The following is an 18,747-nucleotide window of genomic DNA, read 5'->3' on the forward strand; positions in this document are numbered from 1 at the left end:
ATTGCTCCCATAAATTAACTGAGCGCTTAGTCCATTAATTATATCGAGGCGAACTGTCAACCCGCCCCGACTGGACCTGCGCGCCGATTACACGTTAAACGGTCAACTCAAACTGCTCGCATTCACGCAGGAACGGCAATTTCGCCCTTGTATCGTCGAGCATCCGGCGCGAAAGCTGCTGTTGGTGCACGACAGCATTCACATTGGCGTGAAAACATATGTCTCCCAGGGGATCGATGACCATGCTGTCGCCGTCATAAGCAAGGTCGTTGCCGTCAATGCCGACGCGGTTCACCCCTATGACATAGGCCTGGTTCTCAATGGCGCGTGCGGGCAGCAGGCTTTTCCAATGCGCAGCCCGGCGGGCGGGCCAGCTCGCAATATAAAGCGCCGCGTCATATTGACCGCGATTGCGCGACCAGACCGGAAACCTGAGGTCGAAGCAGATGAAGGGCGCGATGTTCCAGCCCTTCAAATGCACTACCTGTTGCGCCTGCCCCGGCGTATAGTGCTCATGCTCCCCGGCATAGGTGAAGAGATGCCGTTTGTCATAATGAATGAGCGCACCATCCGGGCGGGCCCAGAGCAGCCGATTGAAATAACGGCCGTCCTCTCTAATCGCCACACTCCCGACGATGTCGGCATCGTGCTGACGGGCAGTCTCCCGCATCCATTCCACCGCTGGCCCGTCCATGGGTTCCGCGACAGCCTGCGGATTCATGCTGAAGCCGGTTGTAAACATTTCCGGTAAAACGATCAGGTCCGTCGCACCGATCTCATCCAGATGACGGTCGAATTGCTGCAGGTTCTGCACGGCATTTTCCCAGGCCAGATCCGCCTGCACCAGCGTTATGCGAAGATCCCTGTCACTCATGAATATCTCCTTGAAAACATGGTTTTAACGACAAATCAGCCAGGTGCGGACGAAACTGCCTGTCACTGAAAAACGAATATGGAAACGGCTGCCGGCCGGAAGCGACCGATGCAGCGGGCGTGTCAACTCCAGCCGCAATTCGTCACGGTCGGGCCTCTCGAAAAGACGTGCGGCATGGAAATCGAAGTGACGTCCAACGATCGGATAAAGTGCTTTGAACAGCGTCTCCTTGGCGGAAAACACCAGAAAAGGCAGCACCCGACCGTCGCATTGTTCCCGATCGGCAATCAGCTCTCGCTCCAGCGTGTCGAGGGCGCGTTTCAGGATGATCTCGGTAACCGCGCCAGGTTCTATTTTCTCGATGTCAACGCCGACCATCGCTTCACCGTCCAGCGTCGCCATGCTGACGCATATGCCGTGGGAATGGCTGATGGAACCGGATATGCCCGGCGGCCACACAGGCTCGCGCTTGTTGCCGATGCCGATCGGAACGGAAGGTCTGCCCAGAAGCTTCATCGCCGCCTGCCCCAGAAAACGCCCTGCGAGAAACTCGGCCTGCCGTTTGGGAACAGCCTCGGCAAGCAGCGTTGGCATCACCACCTCCAGCCTGTCGAACAGCGCCGGCCGATAGCAGGGCAGATGATATTGCGCTTCGAGCGCGACGACATTTTCCGAGCCGGTATCGAGAAAAACCGGGCCGGACAGGAAACCGTCCGAACGGCAAACGGCGGCGGCAATATCGTCTCGCATGACGGGTGCGTTGGTGCCTGAAATCTGGTGGCCGGGCATCATCCCTGCCCCCGCAACGTTTCAGCCCCGCCGGTCATCAGCTGTTCCGCCCCTGCCCGGTCAGCGGCCGTGACGGAAGTGAGGCGCTGCAATCTGCAGCCCAGCCAGCCGCGCAGGTCGTCCATATAGGTGAAGACGACAGGCACGAAAACGAGGCTCAACAGGGTGGAGGTGATAAGGCCACCAATGACGGCAATCGCCATCGGCGCGCGAAAACCGGCATCCGCCCCCACGCCCAGCGCCGCCGGCATCATGCCGGCAACCATGGCAAGCGTGGTCATGATGATCGGCCGGGCACGTTCAACCCCGGATTCGACCAGCGCCCGATGGCGGTCAAGGCCGCTATTTCGCTTCTCGATGGCGAATTCCACCAGCAGGATGGAGTTCTTGGTAACGATGCCCATCAGCATCAACAGGCCAATGACGGCCGGCAGATCGAGGGCGCCGCCGTAGAGCATGAGGCCGACGATCGCTCCCCCCACCGAAAGCGGCAGCGCCACGAGAATGGTGATCGGCTGGAGAAAGTCCTTGAACAGAACGACCAGTACGGCGAGCACCATCAGCAGGCCGAACAGCATGGCCGCGCTAAAACTCTGGAACATCTCGCCAATATATTCCGCATCGCCATATTGCACCTCCCGCACCCCCGCAGGAAGCGACGCCATGGCAGGCAAGGCGTGAATGCGCTCCAGCGCCACGCCCAGCGGAATGCCGGCAAGATCGGCACTGATTGTCACACGGCGCTGACGGTCAAAGCGGTTGAGTTGTCCCGGCCCTTCCGAAACTGAAAGATCGGCGATGGACATCAGCGGCACGCTGCCATTTGCTCCCGACACCCTGAGCATGCCGAGCGTATCGAGATTGCTCTGCGCATCCCTGTCGATCATCACGCGGATCGGCACCTGCCGGTCGCCAATGTTGAACTTGGCGGAGTTGGCGTCGGTATCGCCCGTGGTTGCAATGCGCATGACGGCGGCGATGGACTGCGTGGAAATGCCAAGCCGGGCCGCTTCATCGAAACGTGGCCTTATCTGCAATTCGGCGCGTGGCAGGGGTTCGATGGTCTGCACATTGGCAATGCCGGCAAGGCCGCGCATTCCTGTTTCGACGGCAAACGCCGCGGCCGCGAGCTTCTCCGGCGCATCGCCGACGAGAATGATGGAAATATCGCGCGCCGCATTTTCGTTCTGGAATGCAAAGCGAATATTCGGCGTGCGGGCTATGACGTTTGCGGCAGCCAGTTCGAACTGGCGCTGGGAAAGCGTCCGCTCGGACGAAGGCACCAGATTGACCAGCAGCGAAGCGCGAGCAACATCCGGCCCGTCATCAGTGCGGCCGACAGAGGCGAAGATGCTTTTGGCCTCCGGCATTTGCCGGAGCGCCGCCGTTACCGACTGCACGGCATCATCCGTATCGCGCAACGTCGATTCCGGCGGCAGTTCGATCTGGATTCGCGACAGGCTGCGGTCGTCGCTCGGCAGGAAGCCCGATGGCAGGAGTGGAACGAGAAGGAAGGAACCCACCAGCACCAGAACGCCAATGCCACAGGTTTTCAACCGGTGGCGCAGCGCAAGCTCGAGAAGCGCAACATAAGCCCGGCCAAGGCGTGATTTCGGCGCTCCATGCTCCTCCACTTTCACCGCCTTCGGCGCCAGAAGATAGGCGGCCATCAGCGGGGTGACGAGACGCGCAACCAGCATGCTGGCAAGGACTGCGACCGAAACGGTAAGCCCGAACTGCTTGAAATATTGCCCGATCACCCCACCGATAAAGCTGACCGGCAGAAACACTGCAACAATGGTGGCGGTGATTGCCAGAACCGCAAAACCGATCTGGTCCGCCGCATCGATCGACGCCTGAAACGGCCGCTTGCCCATATGGAGGTGGCGGTCGATATTCTCCACCTCAACGATGGCGTCATCAACGAGAATGCCGATCACCAGCGTCAGCGCCAGAAGGGTGATGCTGTTGAGCGTGAAATCAAGCCACAGCATCACCGCAAACGTAGGCAGGATCGATAACGGCATGGCAACGGCGGCGATCAGCGTTGCACGCCAGTCGCGCAGGAAGAAAAACACCACCACGACCGTCAGCACCGCGCCCTCGATCAGGGTTTCCATGGCAACCTCGTAGCTCGCCCTCGTATAATCGACCGTCGAAAGCACCCGATCGATTTCGACGCCCGGATAAGTGTCGATCAGCCGTGCGATGGTGGCGTTCACGCCATTTTCGACGGCCGTATCGCTCGAACCCTTGGTCCGGAACACCGAAAAGCCGACCACCGGTTCACCATCAAGGCGCGACAACTCGCGCGGTTCGGCCGATCCGTCCGTTACCTTGCCAAGCGTGGCGAGTGTCGTCCATTGGCCGTTGGGAAGGCTGATCGGCCGTTCCGCAAGCTCGCCGGCGGTAATCGCGCCGCCGACGGCGCGGATCGACTGTTCCTTTTCATTGAGCCGGCTTCTGCCGCCGGGCACATTGGTGTTGAACGCCTGAACCTGATTGTTGATATCCTCGGCGGTAATGCCGAAGGCAATGAGCTGGTCGGGGTCAAGCTGCACCGTGATTTCGCGGCTGACGCCGCCAAGCCTTTGCACGCGCTGCACGCCCTTGGTTGTCAGGAGTTCCCGCGCAATCGTCTCGTCAACGAACCATGAGAGATCGACAGGCGACATCTGCGGTGCACGAACGGCGAAATAGAGGATCGCCCCACCCTCGACATCCAGGCTGGCAATGATCGGCTCCTCGATGTCGCGCGGCATTTCGGTACGGATTTGCAAGACTGCCTGGCGCACATCATTGGTGGCGCGGGCGGTGTCAATGCCGAGCTGGAACTCCACCGTCGTGGTCGACAGGCCGTCACCGATGGTCGACTGGATATGCCGGATGCCGGCAAGGCCTGAAATCGCGCCTTCGACACGCCGGGTCACCTGTGTTTTCAGTTCGGCCGGGGCAGCACCGGCCTGGGCGATGGACACCGTGACGATCGGAAAATCGACGCGGGGATTGGCGTTGACCGGCAGCTTCAAAAAGGACTGAATGCCGACGATCGTCAACAGCAGGAAGAGAACGAGAGTGGGGATCGGACGGCGGATGGCCCAGGACGAAATATTGGTCATCAACGACCCTCCCCTTTCTGCGCCATCTCATCCACGCCGACGATCTGGTCGCCGTCACGCAGAAAAGCACTGGCGCTTTCAACGAGGCGTTCGGCCGGCTCCAGCCCCTCAAGGATTTCGATGATGCCATTCTGTGCCTGTCCCAGGCGAACGGTGCGTCGCGCCACCCTGTCATTGTGATCAACCACGACGAGCTGTGCGGTGCCTTCACGGCGAAGCCGCAGGGCCGCCTCCGGCACGGCGACACGGAACCGGCGCTCACCAAGATCGACCTTGCCACGGGCAAATGCGCCGGCGCGCAGATCGGCGAACGGAGGAACGGCGATCCGCACGATACCGAGGCGGCTCTGGGTGTTGACCGCCGGTTCGACGACACGGATGGTGCCCTGAATGGGCCGGCTGACACCATTGACGGTGATCGTCACCGACTGGCCGGCCTGCAGCGACGGCAGCACCCGTTCCGGCGCTTCGGCCAGAAACTCCAACTCTCCATCCTGCAACAGACGAAACAACGGTTCGGTGCTATCGGGCATCGCGCCGATGCGGGCGTGGCGCTGGGTGATGACGCCGGGTTTGGGCGACAGGATTTCGGTACGTTCCAGTTCAAGACGGTTCTGGATAAGCTGCGCCTGCGTGCCGGCAAGTTCCGCCCGCGCGCCTTCGATTTTCGCCGTCGCCATGGCCGCCGCGGCGCGACGCTGGCCAAGCTGCTCCTTGCTGACGCTGGAGCCGGAAAGCCCTTCGGCGCGACGCAGGTTTTCGCTTGCCTCGATCTCGGCGGCCTCGGCTTCCGCAAGCGCAGCACGCGAACGGGCAACATTGGCCTCGGTCTGCTGGACCTGTGCGGCGAGCGTCTTGCTCTCCAGCCGCGCCAGCAGCTGCCCGGCGGCGACGGTATCGCCGACATCAACAGAAACCTCGACAATGCGTTGACCGGTCACGGCCGTTCCAATCGAGATATCATTGCGGGCGGCCAGAAGACCGGCAACATCCTGGCTGGCGTTGAAGTCATAGGACGCTGCCGCAACGACGGACACATGCGGCAACACTTTGGCGGCCTGCGCATTCTGCGCCGCTGCCGGTGTTTCTTCGCCAGCCAGCATCAGCCACACAGTGACACCCAAAAAAGCGGCAGCTGCTGCCCCCCACCAAAACAGTCTGGTGGTGGAACCCCGCCTGCGTTTTTCGGCAGATGTGGGCTCGGTATATCCGGTGGAATTTTCAGCGATAGAGTTCGGTTCGGTCATGATGGAAGCTGTCCGGATGGGAAATTGAAGGAGATGGGAGGATTGCGACGGCTCTCCGATCATGGCGGCGATTTGCCGAGCATCCGCGCCGCCCGGCTGAGGAGCACCCAGAGCACCAGCAAACAGAGGGTCGCCGTCAGCCCCCACAGGAACAATGCGGGACCGACAGCCTCCATGCCGAAACCGGCGATCAGCACGGCGAGCGGCGTCGCCATCATGGCAATTGCCGCGGTCGTCCCAAGCACGCTGCCCCGGATCGAGGCCGGTGCGCGTTTCAGGAACATCGCATTGGCGAGCGGGCCAAGCGCCCCGGTCGACAAGCCGATCAAGGCAGCCGCGAAAAATAGATATGGACCGGTCTCAATGAAGGCTATCAGGCCGATCGCCAGCGTGGCGCCGGATATGCCCGCCAGAAGCACAAAGCGTCCGTTCCAGCCATGGCCCCATATGGCAAAGGTGACAGCCGAAAAGGCCGCCCCTGCCCCGGAAACCGCGAGGAACAGCCCGAGGTCGAGAACATCCGCCCCGCTTGCCTTGAACAGGACCGGTAGAACAACGGCGTTGAGCGCACCGAAAACCGCCAGCATCACCATGGCGACGACAAGCATGAGACGCAGCAGCGGTTCGGTCAGCAGGAAGCGCAGGCCCGCAAGCGCCGCACCGCCCTTGTCCGGATCGGTGATCCTGCGGCGATGACGCGGCAGGCAGATCGCGCCGATGACGGCGGCAAGCAGCGAGCAGCCGGCCGTGATCAGCAGGGCATATTCAATGCCGAAAGCGGCGATTGCGATGCCGGCGACCGGCGGGCCGAAGATCAGCGCAGTGTTTTCCAGCAGTTCATCAATCGACGTCACCCGCTCGATCGGCATGCGTGCAACACGGGCGAGTTCCGGCACCCTTGCATCATGGGCGATCATGCCCGGCCCATCGAGAAGCGCGCCGATCACGATCAGGCCGATCAGCAGGCCGATATCCAGCTGTCCGGTCATCATCAGCAACGGAATGGCTGCAACGCTCAATGCGCTGGCAAGATCGGCAGTAACGGCAACGACACGCGAACCGAAACGGTCAACGATCGGCCCGCCGAAAAAAGCGCCGATCACCAGCGGCATCATGCCGGCCGCCGCCGCAATCCCGGTCCATGCGGCATTGCCTGTCAGGGAAAGCACGATCCATGGCAGCACGACGCCGGCCACCGCATTCCCGAAAAGCGACAGGGCGCCGGCAAGGATGATGCCATAGAGCGGAATGCGGCTGTGCGGAAGACCAAGTCCGCGAGGCCCCGCCTCGGAGCCGGCGTCGAGATCAGCATATGCCGCCGCAAGGCGCATCGTCTCGGCAGGGCTGCTGTCTGAAGGCATTACGATCTCCAAATTTCACCGAACCAGTGCTGCGGGCGATGATGACGGCGGCAAATGACTTGAGCGCACGGCTGCGCCAAGGCGCGCGACAGGTCACGTCAGCAACCCCGCTCGCCCACTCACAAGCATCAAATGTTTCATTAATTAAGTAGTCAGTCTATTTATTATGGAGAAGTCTTTTTTGTCAAGCTGGCACGAGAAAAATCAGGAAGGCAGCGAGAACGCCGTGCGGGCTAGCGCGCTCCAGACATTGGACCGTGCATGAATGCAGGACGTTGAGATGGCTTGAAGGTCAGGGCGTCACAGGTTCGACACTTGCGCTTGCATGGTTTTCACGCGTGAACATATCAAGCCGTGCTAATTTCCGTATTCGTAAAGAAATGCGAATTATATCAATATATAAAAAGAATTTTCTAATCCAAATTTATAGTTCTCCGGATGCCTCCCGGCGTCTCAGTTCCAGCTCTTCGCTGTAGCGCCTGAGCGTATGGCTCTCGGTAAGCAGACCAACCGGGCGGTTCTCTATCTTGTCGTTAACGACAACCAGCGCTTCGCTTTCCGTGGCATCAAAGGCGGCTGCTGCCTGACGCGCATTCATGGTCGGCAACAGCACGTCGTTCTTATATTGCAGATAGGTCTCAAGGCTGATCTTGCTTGGATCACGATCCATCGGGTCGGCGTAAATTTCCGGCACGAGGACGATGCCGGCATAACGCCCGTCATCATGGGTCATGATCACCCGCTGCGTCGAACCGAGCGGGAACTTCTCCTTGAAGGCCGGGAGCCCCATGCTGACATTGGCCTTGCGGATATCGGCACGCATCATCTTGCCGACCGTCAGGTCGCGGATCCAGCCAATATCATGGGCGCTGCGAATACTCTCTCCGCGCAGGTGAAAACGCCACGTGGCGAAGGAATAACCGAAGGTCGTGCGCACCACCAGCGACGTTGTGATGACGGCGGCGAGCACCAGAGCCGTGATCTGGAAGTCACCCGTCAGTTCCAGCGCCAGGAACGTCATCGTCAAAGGGCCACCGATGATGGCGGCGGCAAAGGCGCTCATACCGATCACCGCATAAACGATGGGCGCTGTCGAGCCATAGCCGATATAGGGGGCGCAGAGCGCAAAAACTTTACCCAGAAGCGACCCCATGAACAGCGAGGCGAAAAACAGGCCGCCGCGAAAATTGGAACCGATGGAAATGGCGCTGGCCGCCGCTTTCAGCAGGAAGAGCCCGACCAGCCCGTAAATCGTCAGTTCGGCATCAATATTGAGATGCAGCGCGCCGTGGCCGCTCGACAGGACCTGCGGTGAAATCAGCGCAAGAGCGCCGACCGCCATGCCGCCAATCGCCGGACGCAGCCAGCCGGGAATGGCGCTTTTGCGGGCCGTCTCCTCAATGAAGGAAACCGTCTGCATCAGCACGATACCGATCGCCGCGCACACGACTCCCAGAAAGATGGCGGGCACATAATCCGCAGGCGTCACGCGGCTGGCATCGACAATATCGATCGACAGGCCATGACCGCCGATAATTCCGATAACGGTGGTGGCCACCAGCGCCGACACAATGAGCGGCGCAAGCGTCACGACGGTGTAGGTGCCGATAATGAGTTCGATGGCGTAAAACGCCCCCGTCAGAGGCGCATTGAAGGCCGCCGCAATCGCACCCGCAGCACCACAGCCGACGAGGATGCGCATATCCCCTCGCCGCAGTTTCAGCTTGATGCCGATCTTCGAGGCCACACCGCTGGCAATCTGCGTATAACCGGCTTCAAGCCCGACGGACGCGCCGAAACCGTTGGAGACGATGTTCTGCACGCAAACGATGATGCTGTCCGTCAGCGACAGGCGGCCGCCATGCAGGGCATTTGCCTCGATCGGGTCGACCATCGGTTTCTTGCGGGTCTTTGAAAGAATGAAGATAATCACGCCAAGCACGATGCCGCCGACGATCGGTCCGGCAAGCACGACGGGGCCTGAGAGATCGCTGCTGCTCAGCCGCTCGGTACCGAACACCAGCACATGCAGCGCCGTGCTCAACGCGCCGATCAGCGCTACCAGAAGGCCCGCTGCAATGCCGATGAGAGCGGCAAGAGCCACCAGCCCCAGTTCGCCGCGACGGAACATTGCCCGCAACCGGCTGGCGCGCAGATTGTCGAAAAAGCTCGCCATACTGGGTGCACGGAAAGGCCGGGTCGACATGCTGTTCCTTCTCAGGCAACGTCAAAGCGCGACGCGCCTGTACTAGTGTTTCAAAGCACGTCTCTGTTCCAGAACCGGCAACCGGTTTTGAGAGACTTGCTCAGGGCGCTTCGAACTCCACTTCAAAACGCATCTGGTCGTAAGCCGGTTCGACGTGATCGGGCGTTTCACGCATTACCGTCTCATAATCGAGCGGAATATGCATATGGGTCAAGATCGCCCGTTTGGGTGCGAATCTTTCGATCCAGCCAAGCGCCTGTTCCAGCGAAAGATGGCTGGGGTGGTAACGGTGCTGCAGCGCGTCGATGACGAGAATATCAAGGCCGGCAAGCTTGGGCAGGCTTTCAGCCGGAAAATCGCTGACGTCAGTGCAATAGGCAACGTCACCGATGCGGAAGCCGAGCGAATGTACATCACCATGCTGCTGCATATGCACATTGAAAGCTATCGGCCCACCTGCCCCGTTAATAGTCACCGGCGCGTTGATGTCGGCGATGATCCGCGGTTCAACGATTGGCGGATAACTGCTGCCCGGCGGGGTCTCCAGGCAATAGGCAAAACCATCCCATATGCGCGCCATGGTGACAGGATCGGCATAGATCGGAATGCGATTTTGCTGGATGGCGAAATAGATGCGCAGATCGTCGATGCCATGCAGGTGATCGGCATGGGCGTGGGTGTAAAGCACCGCATCGACGGCCTCCACCTTGGCGGCAATCATCTGTTCGCGAAAATCCGGGCCAGTATCGATGACGACAGTTGTCTTGCCGCCATCCGGGCCGATCTGCTCCACCATGAAGGCCGTGCGCGTGCGCCGGTTCTTCGGATTTTCGGGATCGCAGGCACCCCAGTCGCCGTTGATGCGCGGCACACCGGGCGAAGACGCGCAGCCGAGAACCGTGAAGCGACGACGGTAGATTGCCACGCTACACCCTTGTCATCTTCGAAAAGCAGCGGAAGGCGTTCTCGGTGGTGATTTCGGCCATGCGCTCGAAAGAAACACCATGCACTTCGGCCAGAACTTCCGCCGTATTGACCACGTAGGAAGGCTCGTTGCGTTTTCCCCGCCAGCGCTTGGGGGCAAGATAAGGCGCGTCGGTTTCGACAAGCAGCCGGTCAAGCGGGACGGTTGCGGCAATATCGCGGATATCCTGTGATTTCGGGAATGTGAGAATGCCCGAAAAGGAAACATAACCGCCCAGTTCGACACCGGTTTTCGCCAGCTCAGGACCAGCGGAGAAGCAGTGCAGGATGAAGGGGAATGCTCCCTTGTCGCTTTCCGCGCGCAAAATAGCGGCCATGTCGTCATCGGCGCTGCGGCTGTGAATGACGAGCGGCAGCTTCGTCCGTCTTGCCGCCTCGATATGGCGAATGAGGCCGGTCTTCTGGTCTTCCGGCTTCTGCGTATCGTAGAAATAATCCAGTCCCGCCTCGCCGATCGCCACGATCTTGTCGTGGCTTTCCGCCAGCCGCACCAGATCGTCAGCCGAGATATCCAGTTCCTCGGCTGCGCTGTTGGGATGCGTGCCGACCGAGCAGAAGACCGACGGGTATTTCTCCGTGATCTTCAATAGCTCGGGCAGACGGCGCACCCGGGTCGAGATCGTCACCATCTGGCTGACACCTGAAGCATGCGCACGGGCGATGATATCGTCGCGCTCAGCATCGAAGTCAGGAAAATCCAGATGGCAATGGGTATCGATCAGCATCGGTCTCGCCTTCACGCTTCCGGCGCAACGTAACGCGGGAAGACCGGCTTCGGTGCTTCGAGCGGCGTGCCCGGAACCAGACGACCAGCCTCGCCGAGCGCTGTGAAATCGCGTTTGCCAGCGGCCGCTGCCACAAGATCAAGCAGCTTGTCGCAGGATTCCGGCATGAAGGGCTGCAGGAGAATGCCGATCTGGCGCACCACTTCCGCCGTGACGTAAAGTACGGTGCCCATGCGCTCCGGATCGGTCTTCTTCAGAGCCCATGGCTCCTGCGATGCGAAATAACGGTCGGTTTCCGAAACGACGGCGATAATGGCAGCGAGCGCGCGATGGATGAGCTGCTTGCCCATTTCCTCACGGCACACCGCCAGCAGGCCATCGGCCGAAGCGAGCATCGCCCTGTCTTCGTCGGTAAACGCGCCGGGTGCCGGGATCTGGCCATCGCAATTCTTGACGATCATCGATAGCGAACGGCTGGCGAGATTGCCGATGCCGTTGGCAAGATCGGCATTGATGCGGGTGGCGATGCCTTCTTCGCTGTAGCTGCCGTCCTGGCCAAAGGAAACTTCACGCAGGAAGAAATACCGCACCTGATCAAGGCCGAAGTGAGCAACCAGATTGGCGGGATCAACGACATTGCCGAGCGACTTCGACATCTTCTCGCCCTTGTTGAGCAGGAAGCCATGCGCATAAACGCGCTTGGGAAGCGGCAGCTTGGCGCTCATCAGGAAGGCAGGCCAGTAAACGGCGTGGAAGCGGATGATATCCTTGCCGATGATGTGCACGTCAGCGGGCCAATATTTCGCACGCGGACCGTTCCTGTCTTCGATGTAACCCGTGGCGGTGATGTAGTTGGTCAGAGCATCGACCCAGACATACATGACGTGCTTGGGGTCGTTTGGAACCTTGATGCCCCAGTCGAAAGTGGTGCGGGAAATCGACAGGTCTTTCAGACCGGATTTGACGAAGGAGATGATCTCGTTGCGCCGCTCGGCCGGGCCGATGAATTCAGGGTTTTCCTCGTAGAGCTTCAGCAGCCGGTCCTGGTATTCGGAGAGCTTGAAGAAGTAGCTTTCCTCTTCCACCCATTCCACCGGTGTGCCCTGCGGCCCATAACGGACGCCGTCAGCGCGCACTTCCGTTTCGTCTTCGCCGTAATAGGCCTCGTCGCGCACGGAATACCAGCCGGCATAGCTGTCCTTGTAGATGTCGCCGCTATCGGCCATCAGGTTCCAGATATTGCGCGAGGTCTCGTGGTGACGCTCTTCCGTGGTGCGGATGAAATCGTCATTCGAGGCGTTGAGCAGCTTGCCCATCGCGCGGAACTGGTCGGAATTGCGCTGCGCCAGCTCTTCCGGCGAAATGCCTTCCGCCCGCGCCGTCTGCTGCATCTTCTGGCCGTGTTCATCGGTGCCTGTCAGGAAGAAAACATCCATTCCATCCAGGCGCTGGAAACGTGCCATGGCGTCCGTCGCGATCAACTCATAGGCATGGCCGATATGCGGCTTGCCGTTGGGATAGGAGATCGCAGTGGTGATGTAGAATGGTGTCTTGTCTGTCATGACGGTCTATCGACTTTACAGGCTGTTTTTTGGATAGACCGCTCTTAAACCATTGTTCGCAGCAGCGAAAGAAAAAGCGTACGTTTTGTACGACAGCTTGCAGACAAAGTGGATTTTGGCGAACGCTCGGCTCCGCACTCCGTCACCCCGGACGAGATCCGGGGTCCAGCGCGATCAAGTCCTTGATCGCAAAAGACTCATCTCACGGCGCAGACGCGCCGTGGCTGGATGCCGGCTCAAGGCCGGCATGACGGAAGAGGTTTATACGCCATCGAAATCGTACGTTCCATACGATCCCTCGCCCGTCAAACACCCCGAACATCTTCAAGAATGGAAAGCACCATCTGCTTCTTGTCGAGATTATAGGCCTGCGCCACGCTGATGCGCTCCGCAAGCATCGAAGATAGCCGCGCATGTCTTTCCGCCGCCGCGATGTCGCCCGCCATGGCGGCCGCCCGGGCCCGCTCCATCAACTCTTCCGTCACATGCTCCATGAAGAAGCCGAGAACGATATCGCCATCCTTCTGCGCCAGAACCTCGGCCAGCTTGTGCATCTTCTTGCGTGCGCCCGGCCCCTCGGCAGCCATGACCTCGGCGAAGGCCTCGACAATGTCGGAGCCGCCGTAATTCATCAGCTTGAGCGCCTGCGCCACGCTGCCCTTCGAGGCGGCAATCAGGGCATCGCGCTTTTCGCCGGCGGAGCCGATGCCGAGATGGTCGAGTGATTGCACCATATCCGCATCGGAAAGCGGTAGCAGACGAAGCGGCATGCAGCGCGAGCGGATGGTCGGCAGTAACTTGCCCGGCGCGTGCGACAGGACGAGGAACATCGCCCGCTTCGGCGGCTCCTCCAGTATTTTCAGGATCGCATTCGCGGCATTGCGGTTGAGATCATCGGCCGGATCGATGATGACGATGCGCCAGTTGCCGGTGCCCGAGGTTTGTGAGAAGAAATGCCCGGCCCGCCGCACCTCATCCACGGTGATGGCGGATTTCACGCGGCCGGTCTTTTCATCCACCGGACGGGTCAGATGCAACAGGTTGTGCGACGCCCCGGCCGTGATCTGCCGGCTGACAAGCGATTGCGGATCGGGATCGGCAAGGACATCCGGTGCCGAAGACGGATCGGGATGGTTGAGGACATGATTGGCGAAACGGAAGGCGAGTGTTGCCTTGCCGATCCCTTCCGGCCCCTCGATGAGAATGGCGTGATGGCCCTTGCCGGAACGATAGGATTGGGCGAGGAACGCTTCGACTTCCTCATGCCCGAAAAGCTTCGTGTTCTGCTGCGGCGCAATCGCGCCGTCGAGAACGCCCTGAACCTCACTCATGCGCCGCGCCCGCCGCAGTTCCCAGTTGTTCGAGCAAGGGCTCGACAAAGGACCTCACATCCTCCGCTACCTTCTCCTCCGGCTGGTCGGCATTGACGATACGGCAGCGACGCGGCTCGGCAAGCGCTATATCAAGATAGGCTTCCCGCCGCTTCTCGTGGGTTTCGATTTCCTCTTTTTCGAACCGGTCAGGCGCAGCCCCCTCATCCGCCCGTTTTCTGGCGCGGGCGAGCCCCTTTTCGGCGGCAATGTCGAAGATCAGCGTCAGTTCCGGTACCACACCATCGATGGCAATGCGTTGCAGCGTCTCGATGAAATCCGGCTCCAGATTGCCGGTCGCGCCCTGATAGACACGGGAGGAATCAAGGAACCGGTCGCAGAGCACGATCTCGCCACGCGCCAGCGCCGGGCGAATGACCTCTTCGACATGATCGTTGCGCGCCGCCGCAAACAGGATTGCTTCCATGCGCACACCGAAGGATTCCGCCGCACCCGACAAAATCACATGCCGCACGGCCTCCGCACCCGGCGAGCCTCCCGGCTCACGCGTCACTACCACCTCGAAGCCCCGACCACGAAGCGCCTCGGCAAGTGTGCGAATCTGCGTGGACTTGCCGGCGCCCTCGCCGCCTTCGAAGCTGATGAACAATCCAGTCTTTTCGGCCAATGTCACGTCCTGCGAGGAATTCCCGGAAATATTGAAATGCCTGTTTACAGCATCGAACCAAAAAGTGTGAAGCGCTTTTCAGAAAATCCGGTGCCTGAACAAAAGCATAGAGGAAAGTGGCGCAAAGCGCGGATTTTCAGAGCCAGAACAGCAGCAGTTCTTTCAACGCACCCGCTGCATTCTGGGTCAACGAGCCCTTGCCGACCGAACCCTTGGTATAAAGCGGCACTTCGCGCAGCAGCCGCTCACCGGAAAAGACCTTGAGCGTTCCCGCAATGGCGCCCACGTCCAGCGGCGCGTTCAATGGCCAGCGATAGACAATCCGTCCGGAAATTCGCTCCGGATTGTTGACCGGCACCAGCACGCTGACATCTTCCTTCGGCGAGAGATCGACATAGGACGCATCACCGCCATAGACGCTGACCGACCCCACCACTTCATCCTTGCTGAAAAGATGGCGCTTTTCGAAGGCTGTGAGGCCCCACTCGACTACACGGCGGGCTTCTTCCTGCCGCGTCTTGTCGTCTGTTATGCCTGACAGCGCTAGATAGACCCGCCGACCCTCCCGCTCAGCCGAAACCACGGCCGCAAAGCCGCTGCCCTCCGCAAAGCCAAGCCCGAGCCCATCTATGCCGCTCCCAAGCAATGTGTTCTTGTTGCGCTGGAATATCCGGTTCCATTCGAAATCCGGCTTGGTGAAAAGCCCGTAACGATCCGGATAGGTATCGTGCAGATGCTGGGCAAGACGCACCATATCCCTGGCCGTCGTCTGGTTGCCCGGATCAGGAAGCCCCGTGGAATTGGTGAACCTGCTGCGGTTCATGCCGAGTTCACCCGCCCGCGCGGTCATGCGCTTGGCAAATGCCGGGTCCGACCCCGCCATGCCTTCGGCGATGATGATGCAGCCATCATTGGCGTTCTGCACGATGATGCCGGTCAGGAGATCGTTGATGCTGACGGAAGATTTCAGCGCCGCGAACATGGTCGAGGTTCGTGACGGCGCACCGCCCGTGCGCCAGGCATATTCAGAGACGGGATAAGCGGTCTCCGGTGTCACCTGCGCCTTGGAAAGCGCATCCAGCACCACCTCCACCGTCATCAGCTTGGCAAGCGAAGCCGGTGGAAACGACTGATCCTCATTTTGCGAGAGAAGCACGGTGCCGGTTTCGGCATCGATCATATAGGCCTGTTCGGCCTTGGCGATGAAGGGTGCAGTCTGCGATTGCGCCGCACCCGCACTGAAAAACGCCAGTCCGGCCGCGACGACGACCGAACAATAGGAGCGATAAATGGCCTTGCGCATGAAACCGCCCAGTCCTGCCTGCCGCAACCGGCCGCCCGAAATGAAACGGATGCAGCCCTACCCTTCAATCCGTCAGCGAGACTTCGCCTGCTGACGCTTCACATGGGCGAGTATCGATTGCTCGTTGAGCGCGCCACGATCGACCAGCACGCTGTCGAAGGCACGTGCGGTCCGGGAAACCGTAGCAGATTCTTCCGAATAAGCCGCCGCATATTTGGACGATGGTGTCGGCACGCGCAGATAATTGCCGCCGGGTGCTGCCGGCTCACGCATGAAGTTTCCTTCGGGACGCTCGGCCAGGAACGGACCGATTTCCGGCAGGATCGCAAATTGCTCGAATACCGGTGCCGGACCATTGACCAGCGGCATGGCCTGCAGGGCCGCATTCTTCTTGGAACCGACCAGCGCCGTCTGCGTCGACCCGCTATAATTCGGATTGGAGGCAGGAGCCGGAACGAAATTCGGAGAGGCCGAAGCCACCATCACGCCCGTTGCGATCTGCCCTTCCGGCGCCACACCCGGCGAGCGCGAGCCCTTCGGAATATAAGACGCCATCAGATAGGGCATGTCGTGACCGTCAAGCGGGGCACGGCCGGCATATTGCACACGCACATTCGCCGTACCTGTCGCCTTCATGTCGAGAAGATCAGCTGTCTTGCTGGAAACGTCGATCAGGCGGCCTTCATGGAAAGGTCCGCGATCGTTGACGCGCACCAGAACCGAAGCGCCATTTTCCGTATTGGTAATGCGCGCATAGCTCGGCAGGGGAAATGTCGGATGTGCGGCAGAAAGATGTTCTTTATCGTACACTTCGCCATTCGCCGTCAGGCGGCCATGGAAGGCGGAACCGTACCAGGAGGCAAGACCGGTCTTGTTATAACCCGGCTCTTCTTTCGGAAAATAACGACGGCCCTTGACGGTATAGGCGTTGCCGATCAGCTCTCGCCCGCCGCCCTTGGGAATGCTCTTGCCATCGGCAACGCGCGGGCTGGCTTTGACGCCATATTCCGATTCAGAGAAATATTCCTTGCTGCGCTTGGGCTTAGGCTTGGTCTCGGTCGTGGTGGAACACGACGCTGTCGCAGCGCAAAGCACGGAAATTGCAAGCCACTTCGCACCCGATCTGGTGCTGATGCCGAGTTTCTTGACCGTAGAATTCAAATCGTCTGCCCCACGCTGCTATTGGCTCGGAGAACCGCACCCTCACTTGCCTCGATTAATTGCCCCTGCCATCGAAGCACCTAACAGTCGCTTAATCTTGTGCATAACGTGGCGAAAATGCGAACGACTTCTGCAAATTCGATAAAATTGTAATGAACGTGGTTAATGATTTATCTCTTTTTTGGGTGCCTGAAATCTGCCGTTGACGCTCATCTGCACCTTACCCGGCATCCGTCATTACGGAACAAAGGCAGTGCGACCGCGTTTCTTCCCCGCAAACAAACAAGCTTCCGCCGGTTTTCGGCTGAGGGAGGAAACCATGATCAAGTCAATAAAAGCTACGGGTCTGGCGCTTGGCATCGCCCTGGTATCCATCGCAGCGCCGGTCCCGGCCGGGGCACAGGACATGGAATTGAGGATCGGTCCCGATGGCGTCCGCCCCGTCATCCGCGATCGAGATCGCGACAGAGACGTTGACCGCCGTGGCCCGCCCCGCATGCGCGGCTGCAGCGAACGCGAAGCCCGCGCCGCCGCCCGTGAGGCTGGCCTTCGAGATCCTGAAGTCGTGCGTGTCACCCCCGGCCGCGTCGTTGTTCAGGGTTTCACCCGCCGCGGCCCGGATCGCATCACCTTCGCCAACGAACGGGGTTGCCCCGAAATCTGATGACGAAATCTGTTTCAATGTGAAATCTGGAGCCCGCCGAAAGGCGGGTTTCTTCGTTGTGAATAAGATTAAAGCAGCACCGGCGAGACGACGCGACAAGGATCGGCAATCGTTGCGCGTTTTAAAGGGGCACTTTTGAGCTGAATGGCAGATGGGGTGGGATTCGAACCCACGGTACGCTCTCACGCACGCCGGTTTTCAAGACCGGTTCCTTAAACCACTCGGACACCCATCCTTCGGTGGTGAGGCTTTATAGCGGTTTGAAAAGGGCCGTCAATCCCGGCAGGCGCACACCGTTGCCGTCCCTTGTCTCGCAGTCACACGGTCATTGGCTGGGCGTTGTCGCCGGCGGCAGCAGAGACCCCTCGCCCGCGGGAACCGTTGGACCTTGCTCGGCCGAATCAAACAGCGTCAGGCTGAGAACGATTGCAACAAGCACCAGCAAAAGCGCCACGAAGAAGATTCCGGATTTATCCATGCGTCTGCTCATGTCTCTTTATGTTAGGAGCAAATATGTGCAATTCGAGGCAAGCGAAAGAATAGGATGGCTTGCTGTCAAGTTGCCTGACAGATTTAGCGAGTTCATCTCTTTAAATCCCCCTCACTTGAGCAAATTTTATGCGCCGGCGTACTGTTTGGGACGGAAGTGGCCTATCGCGTCAGCAATATTGTCGCTTATATAGTCACATCGCTCCCGGGCATTGCCCAACTTTCCCCGAGCGATCAACCTGCCCCGCCCGTTTGCGGGGCTTTT

The 18,747-nt window shown here is 59.8% G+C and carries 15 protein-coding genes and 1 tRNA gene; 1 reads left to right on the plus strand and 15 read right to left on the minus strand.

Annotation, left to right across the window (positions count from 1 at the left end; translation table 11 throughout):
* Positions 1–94: 94 nt before the first annotated feature.
* From QSV77_RS05735 to QSV77_RS05795, 13 genes are all read right to left on the minus strand, one after another.
* Positions 95–874: an amidohydrolase gene (locus QSV77_RS05735; protein ID WP_302732809.1), complete on the minus strand. Its 780-nt coding sequence runs from the start codon at positions 872–874 to the stop codon at positions 95–97.
* A 24-nt stretch (positions 875–898) separates the two neighbouring features.
* A complete protein-coding gene (locus tag QSV77_RS05740) occupies positions 899–1,666 on the minus strand; it encodes a 4'-phosphopantetheinyl transferase (RefSeq protein WP_302732811.1) in 768 nt (255 codons plus the stop codon).
* Positions 1,663–4,782 (minus strand): efflux RND transporter permease subunit, encoded by a 3,120-nt coding sequence (locus QSV77_RS05745; RefSeq protein ID WP_302732812.1) that lies wholly within the window; start codon positions 4,780–4,782, stop codon positions 1,663–1,665. The genes QSV77_RS05740 and QSV77_RS05745 overlap by 4 nt, the downstream gene beginning before the upstream one ends.
* On the minus strand, positions 4,782–6,029 hold the full coding sequence (locus QSV77_RS05750) for an efflux RND transporter periplasmic adaptor subunit (RefSeq protein ID WP_302732813.1): 1,248 nt from the start codon (positions 6,027–6,029) through the stop codon (positions 4,782–4,784). Before QSV77_RS05750 ends, QSV77_RS05745 begins: the two co-directional genes overlap by 1 nt.
* A gap of 59 nt (positions 6,030–6,088) precedes the next feature.
* Positions 6,089–7,390, minus strand: a complete 1,302-nt coding sequence (locus tag QSV77_RS05755; protein ID WP_302732814.1) for an MFS transporter — start codon at positions 7,388–7,390, stop codon at positions 6,089–6,091.
* 424 nt (positions 7,391–7,814) lie between these two features.
* Positions 7,815–9,596 (minus strand): chloride channel protein, encoded by a 1,782-nt coding sequence (locus QSV77_RS05760; RefSeq protein WP_269699579.1) that lies wholly within the window; start codon positions 9,594–9,596, stop codon positions 7,815–7,817.
* Between the two features lie 100 nt (positions 9,597–9,696).
* Positions 9,697–10,521, minus strand: a complete 825-nt coding sequence (locus tag QSV77_RS05765; protein ID WP_302732815.1) for an MBL fold metallo-hydrolase — start codon at positions 10,519–10,521, stop codon at positions 9,697–9,699.
* Position 10,522: 1 nt separating this feature from the next.
* Positions 10,523–11,305, minus strand: coding sequence for a TatD family hydrolase (locus tag QSV77_RS05770; RefSeq protein ID WP_302732816.1), 783 nt, complete (start codon positions 11,303–11,305; stop codon positions 10,523–10,525).
* A gap of 11 nt (positions 11,306–11,316) precedes the next feature.
* On the minus strand, positions 11,317–12,867 hold the full coding sequence (gene metG / locus QSV77_RS05775) for a methionine--tRNA ligase (protein WP_302732817.1): 1,551 nt from the start codon (positions 12,865–12,867) through the stop codon (positions 11,317–11,319).
* A gap of 305 nt (positions 12,868–13,172) precedes the next feature.
* On the minus strand, positions 13,173–14,198 hold the full coding sequence (locus QSV77_RS05780) for a DNA polymerase III subunit delta' (RefSeq protein ID WP_302732818.1): 1,026 nt from the start codon (positions 14,196–14,198) through the stop codon (positions 13,173–13,175).
* Positions 14,191–14,865 (minus strand): dTMP kinase, encoded by a 675-nt coding sequence (gene tmk, locus QSV77_RS05785; protein ID WP_302732819.1) that lies wholly within the window; start codon positions 14,863–14,865, stop codon positions 14,191–14,193. The genes QSV77_RS05780 and tmk overlap by 8 nt, the downstream gene beginning before the upstream one ends.
* Positions 14,866–15,001: 136 nt before the next feature.
* Positions 15,002–16,168 carry a D-alanyl-D-alanine carboxypeptidase family protein gene (locus tag QSV77_RS05790; protein ID WP_302732820.1) on the minus strand — a complete coding sequence of 389 codons (1,167 nt, stop codon included), beginning with the start codon at positions 16,166–16,168 and terminating at the stop codon, positions 15,002–15,004.
* A gap of 72 nt (positions 16,169–16,240) precedes the next feature.
* The gene (locus tag QSV77_RS05795; protein WP_269699586.1) at positions 16,241–17,329 is read right to left on the minus strand and encodes a septal ring lytic transglycosylase RlpA family protein; all 1,089 of its coding nucleotides are present in this window, start codon (positions 17,327–17,329) and stop codon (positions 16,241–16,243) included.
* 319 nt (positions 17,330–17,648) lie between these two features.
* On the opposite strand from QSV77_RS05795, the gene QSV77_RS05800 reads away from it, so the two are divergent.
* The gene (locus QSV77_RS05800) at positions 17,649–17,993 is read left to right on the plus strand and encodes a hypothetical protein (protein ID WP_271361226.1); all 345 of its coding nucleotides are present in this window, start codon (positions 17,649–17,651) and stop codon (positions 17,991–17,993) included.
* Between the two features lie 145 nt (positions 17,994–18,138).
* Here QSV77_RS05800 and QSV77_RS05805 read toward each other — a convergent pair.
* Together QSV77_RS05805 and QSV77_RS05810 are read right to left on the minus strand one after the other, a co-directional pair.
* Positions 18,139–18,228: transfer RNA gene (locus QSV77_RS05805), tRNA-Ser, on the minus strand.
* A 90-nt stretch (positions 18,229–18,318) separates the two neighbouring features.
* Positions 18,319–18,471, minus strand: coding sequence for a hypothetical protein (locus QSV77_RS05810; RefSeq protein ID WP_302732821.1), 153 nt, complete (start codon positions 18,469–18,471; stop codon positions 18,319–18,321).
* Between the last annotated feature and the right edge of the window lie 276 nt (positions 18,472–18,747).

Origin of the sequence: Agrobacterium sp. V1 (genome assembly GCF_030518355.1) — a bacterium.
Taxonomy (GTDB): Bacteria; Pseudomonadota; Alphaproteobacteria; order Rhizobiales; family Rhizobiaceae; genus Agrobacterium; species Agrobacterium cucumeris.

What these genes read in the sequence shown, in the direction of transcription:
- QSV77_RS05790 (WP_302732820.1), bottom strand. Translation starts at nt 16,168, where the DNA reads ATGCGCAAGGCCATTTATCGCTCCTATTGTTCGGTCGTCGTCGCGGCC.
- QSV77_RS05755 (WP_302732814.1), bottom strand. Translation starts at nt 7,390, where the DNA reads ATGCCTTCAGACAGCAGCCCTGCCGAGACGATGCGCCTTGCGGCGGCA.
- QSV77_RS05740 (WP_302732811.1), bottom strand. Translation starts at nt 1,666, where the DNA reads ATGATGCCCGGCCACCAGATTTCAGGCACCAACGCACCCGTCATGCGA.
- QSV77_RS05760 (WP_269699579.1), bottom strand. Translation starts at nt 9,596, where the DNA reads ATGTCGACCCGGCCTTTCCGTGCACCCAGTATGGCGAGCTTTTTCGAC.
- QSV77_RS05770 (WP_302732816.1), bottom strand. Translation starts at nt 11,305, where the DNA reads ATGCTGATCGATACCCATTGCCATCTGGATTTTCCTGACTTCGATGCT.
- QSV77_RS05745 (WP_302732812.1), bottom strand. Translation starts at nt 4,782, where the DNA reads ATGACCAATATTTCGTCCTGGGCCATCCGCCGTCCGATCCCCACTCTC.
- QSV77_RS05735 (WP_302732809.1), bottom strand. Translation starts at nt 874, where the DNA reads ATGAGTGACAGGGATCTTCGCATAACGCTGGTGCAGGCGGATCTGGCC.
- QSV77_RS05750 (WP_302732813.1), bottom strand. Translation starts at nt 6,029, where the DNA reads ATGACCGAACCGAACTCTATCGCTGAAAATTCCACCGGATATACCGAG.
- QSV77_RS05810 (WP_302732821.1), bottom strand. Translation starts at nt 18,471, where the DNA reads ATGGATAAATCCGGAATCTTCTTCGTGGCGCTTTTGCTGGTGCTTGTT.
- QSV77_RS05780 (WP_302732818.1), bottom strand. Translation starts at nt 14,198, where the DNA reads ATGAGTGAGGTTCAGGGCGTTCTCGACGGCGCGATTGCGCCGCAGCAG.
- metG (WP_302732817.1), bottom strand. Translation starts at nt 12,867, where the DNA reads ATGACAGACAAGACACCATTCTACATCACCACTGCGATCTCCTATCCC.
- QSV77_RS05800 (WP_271361226.1), top strand. Translation starts at nt 17,649, where the DNA reads ATGATCAAGTCAATAAAAGCTACGGGTCTGGCGCTTGGCATCGCCCTG.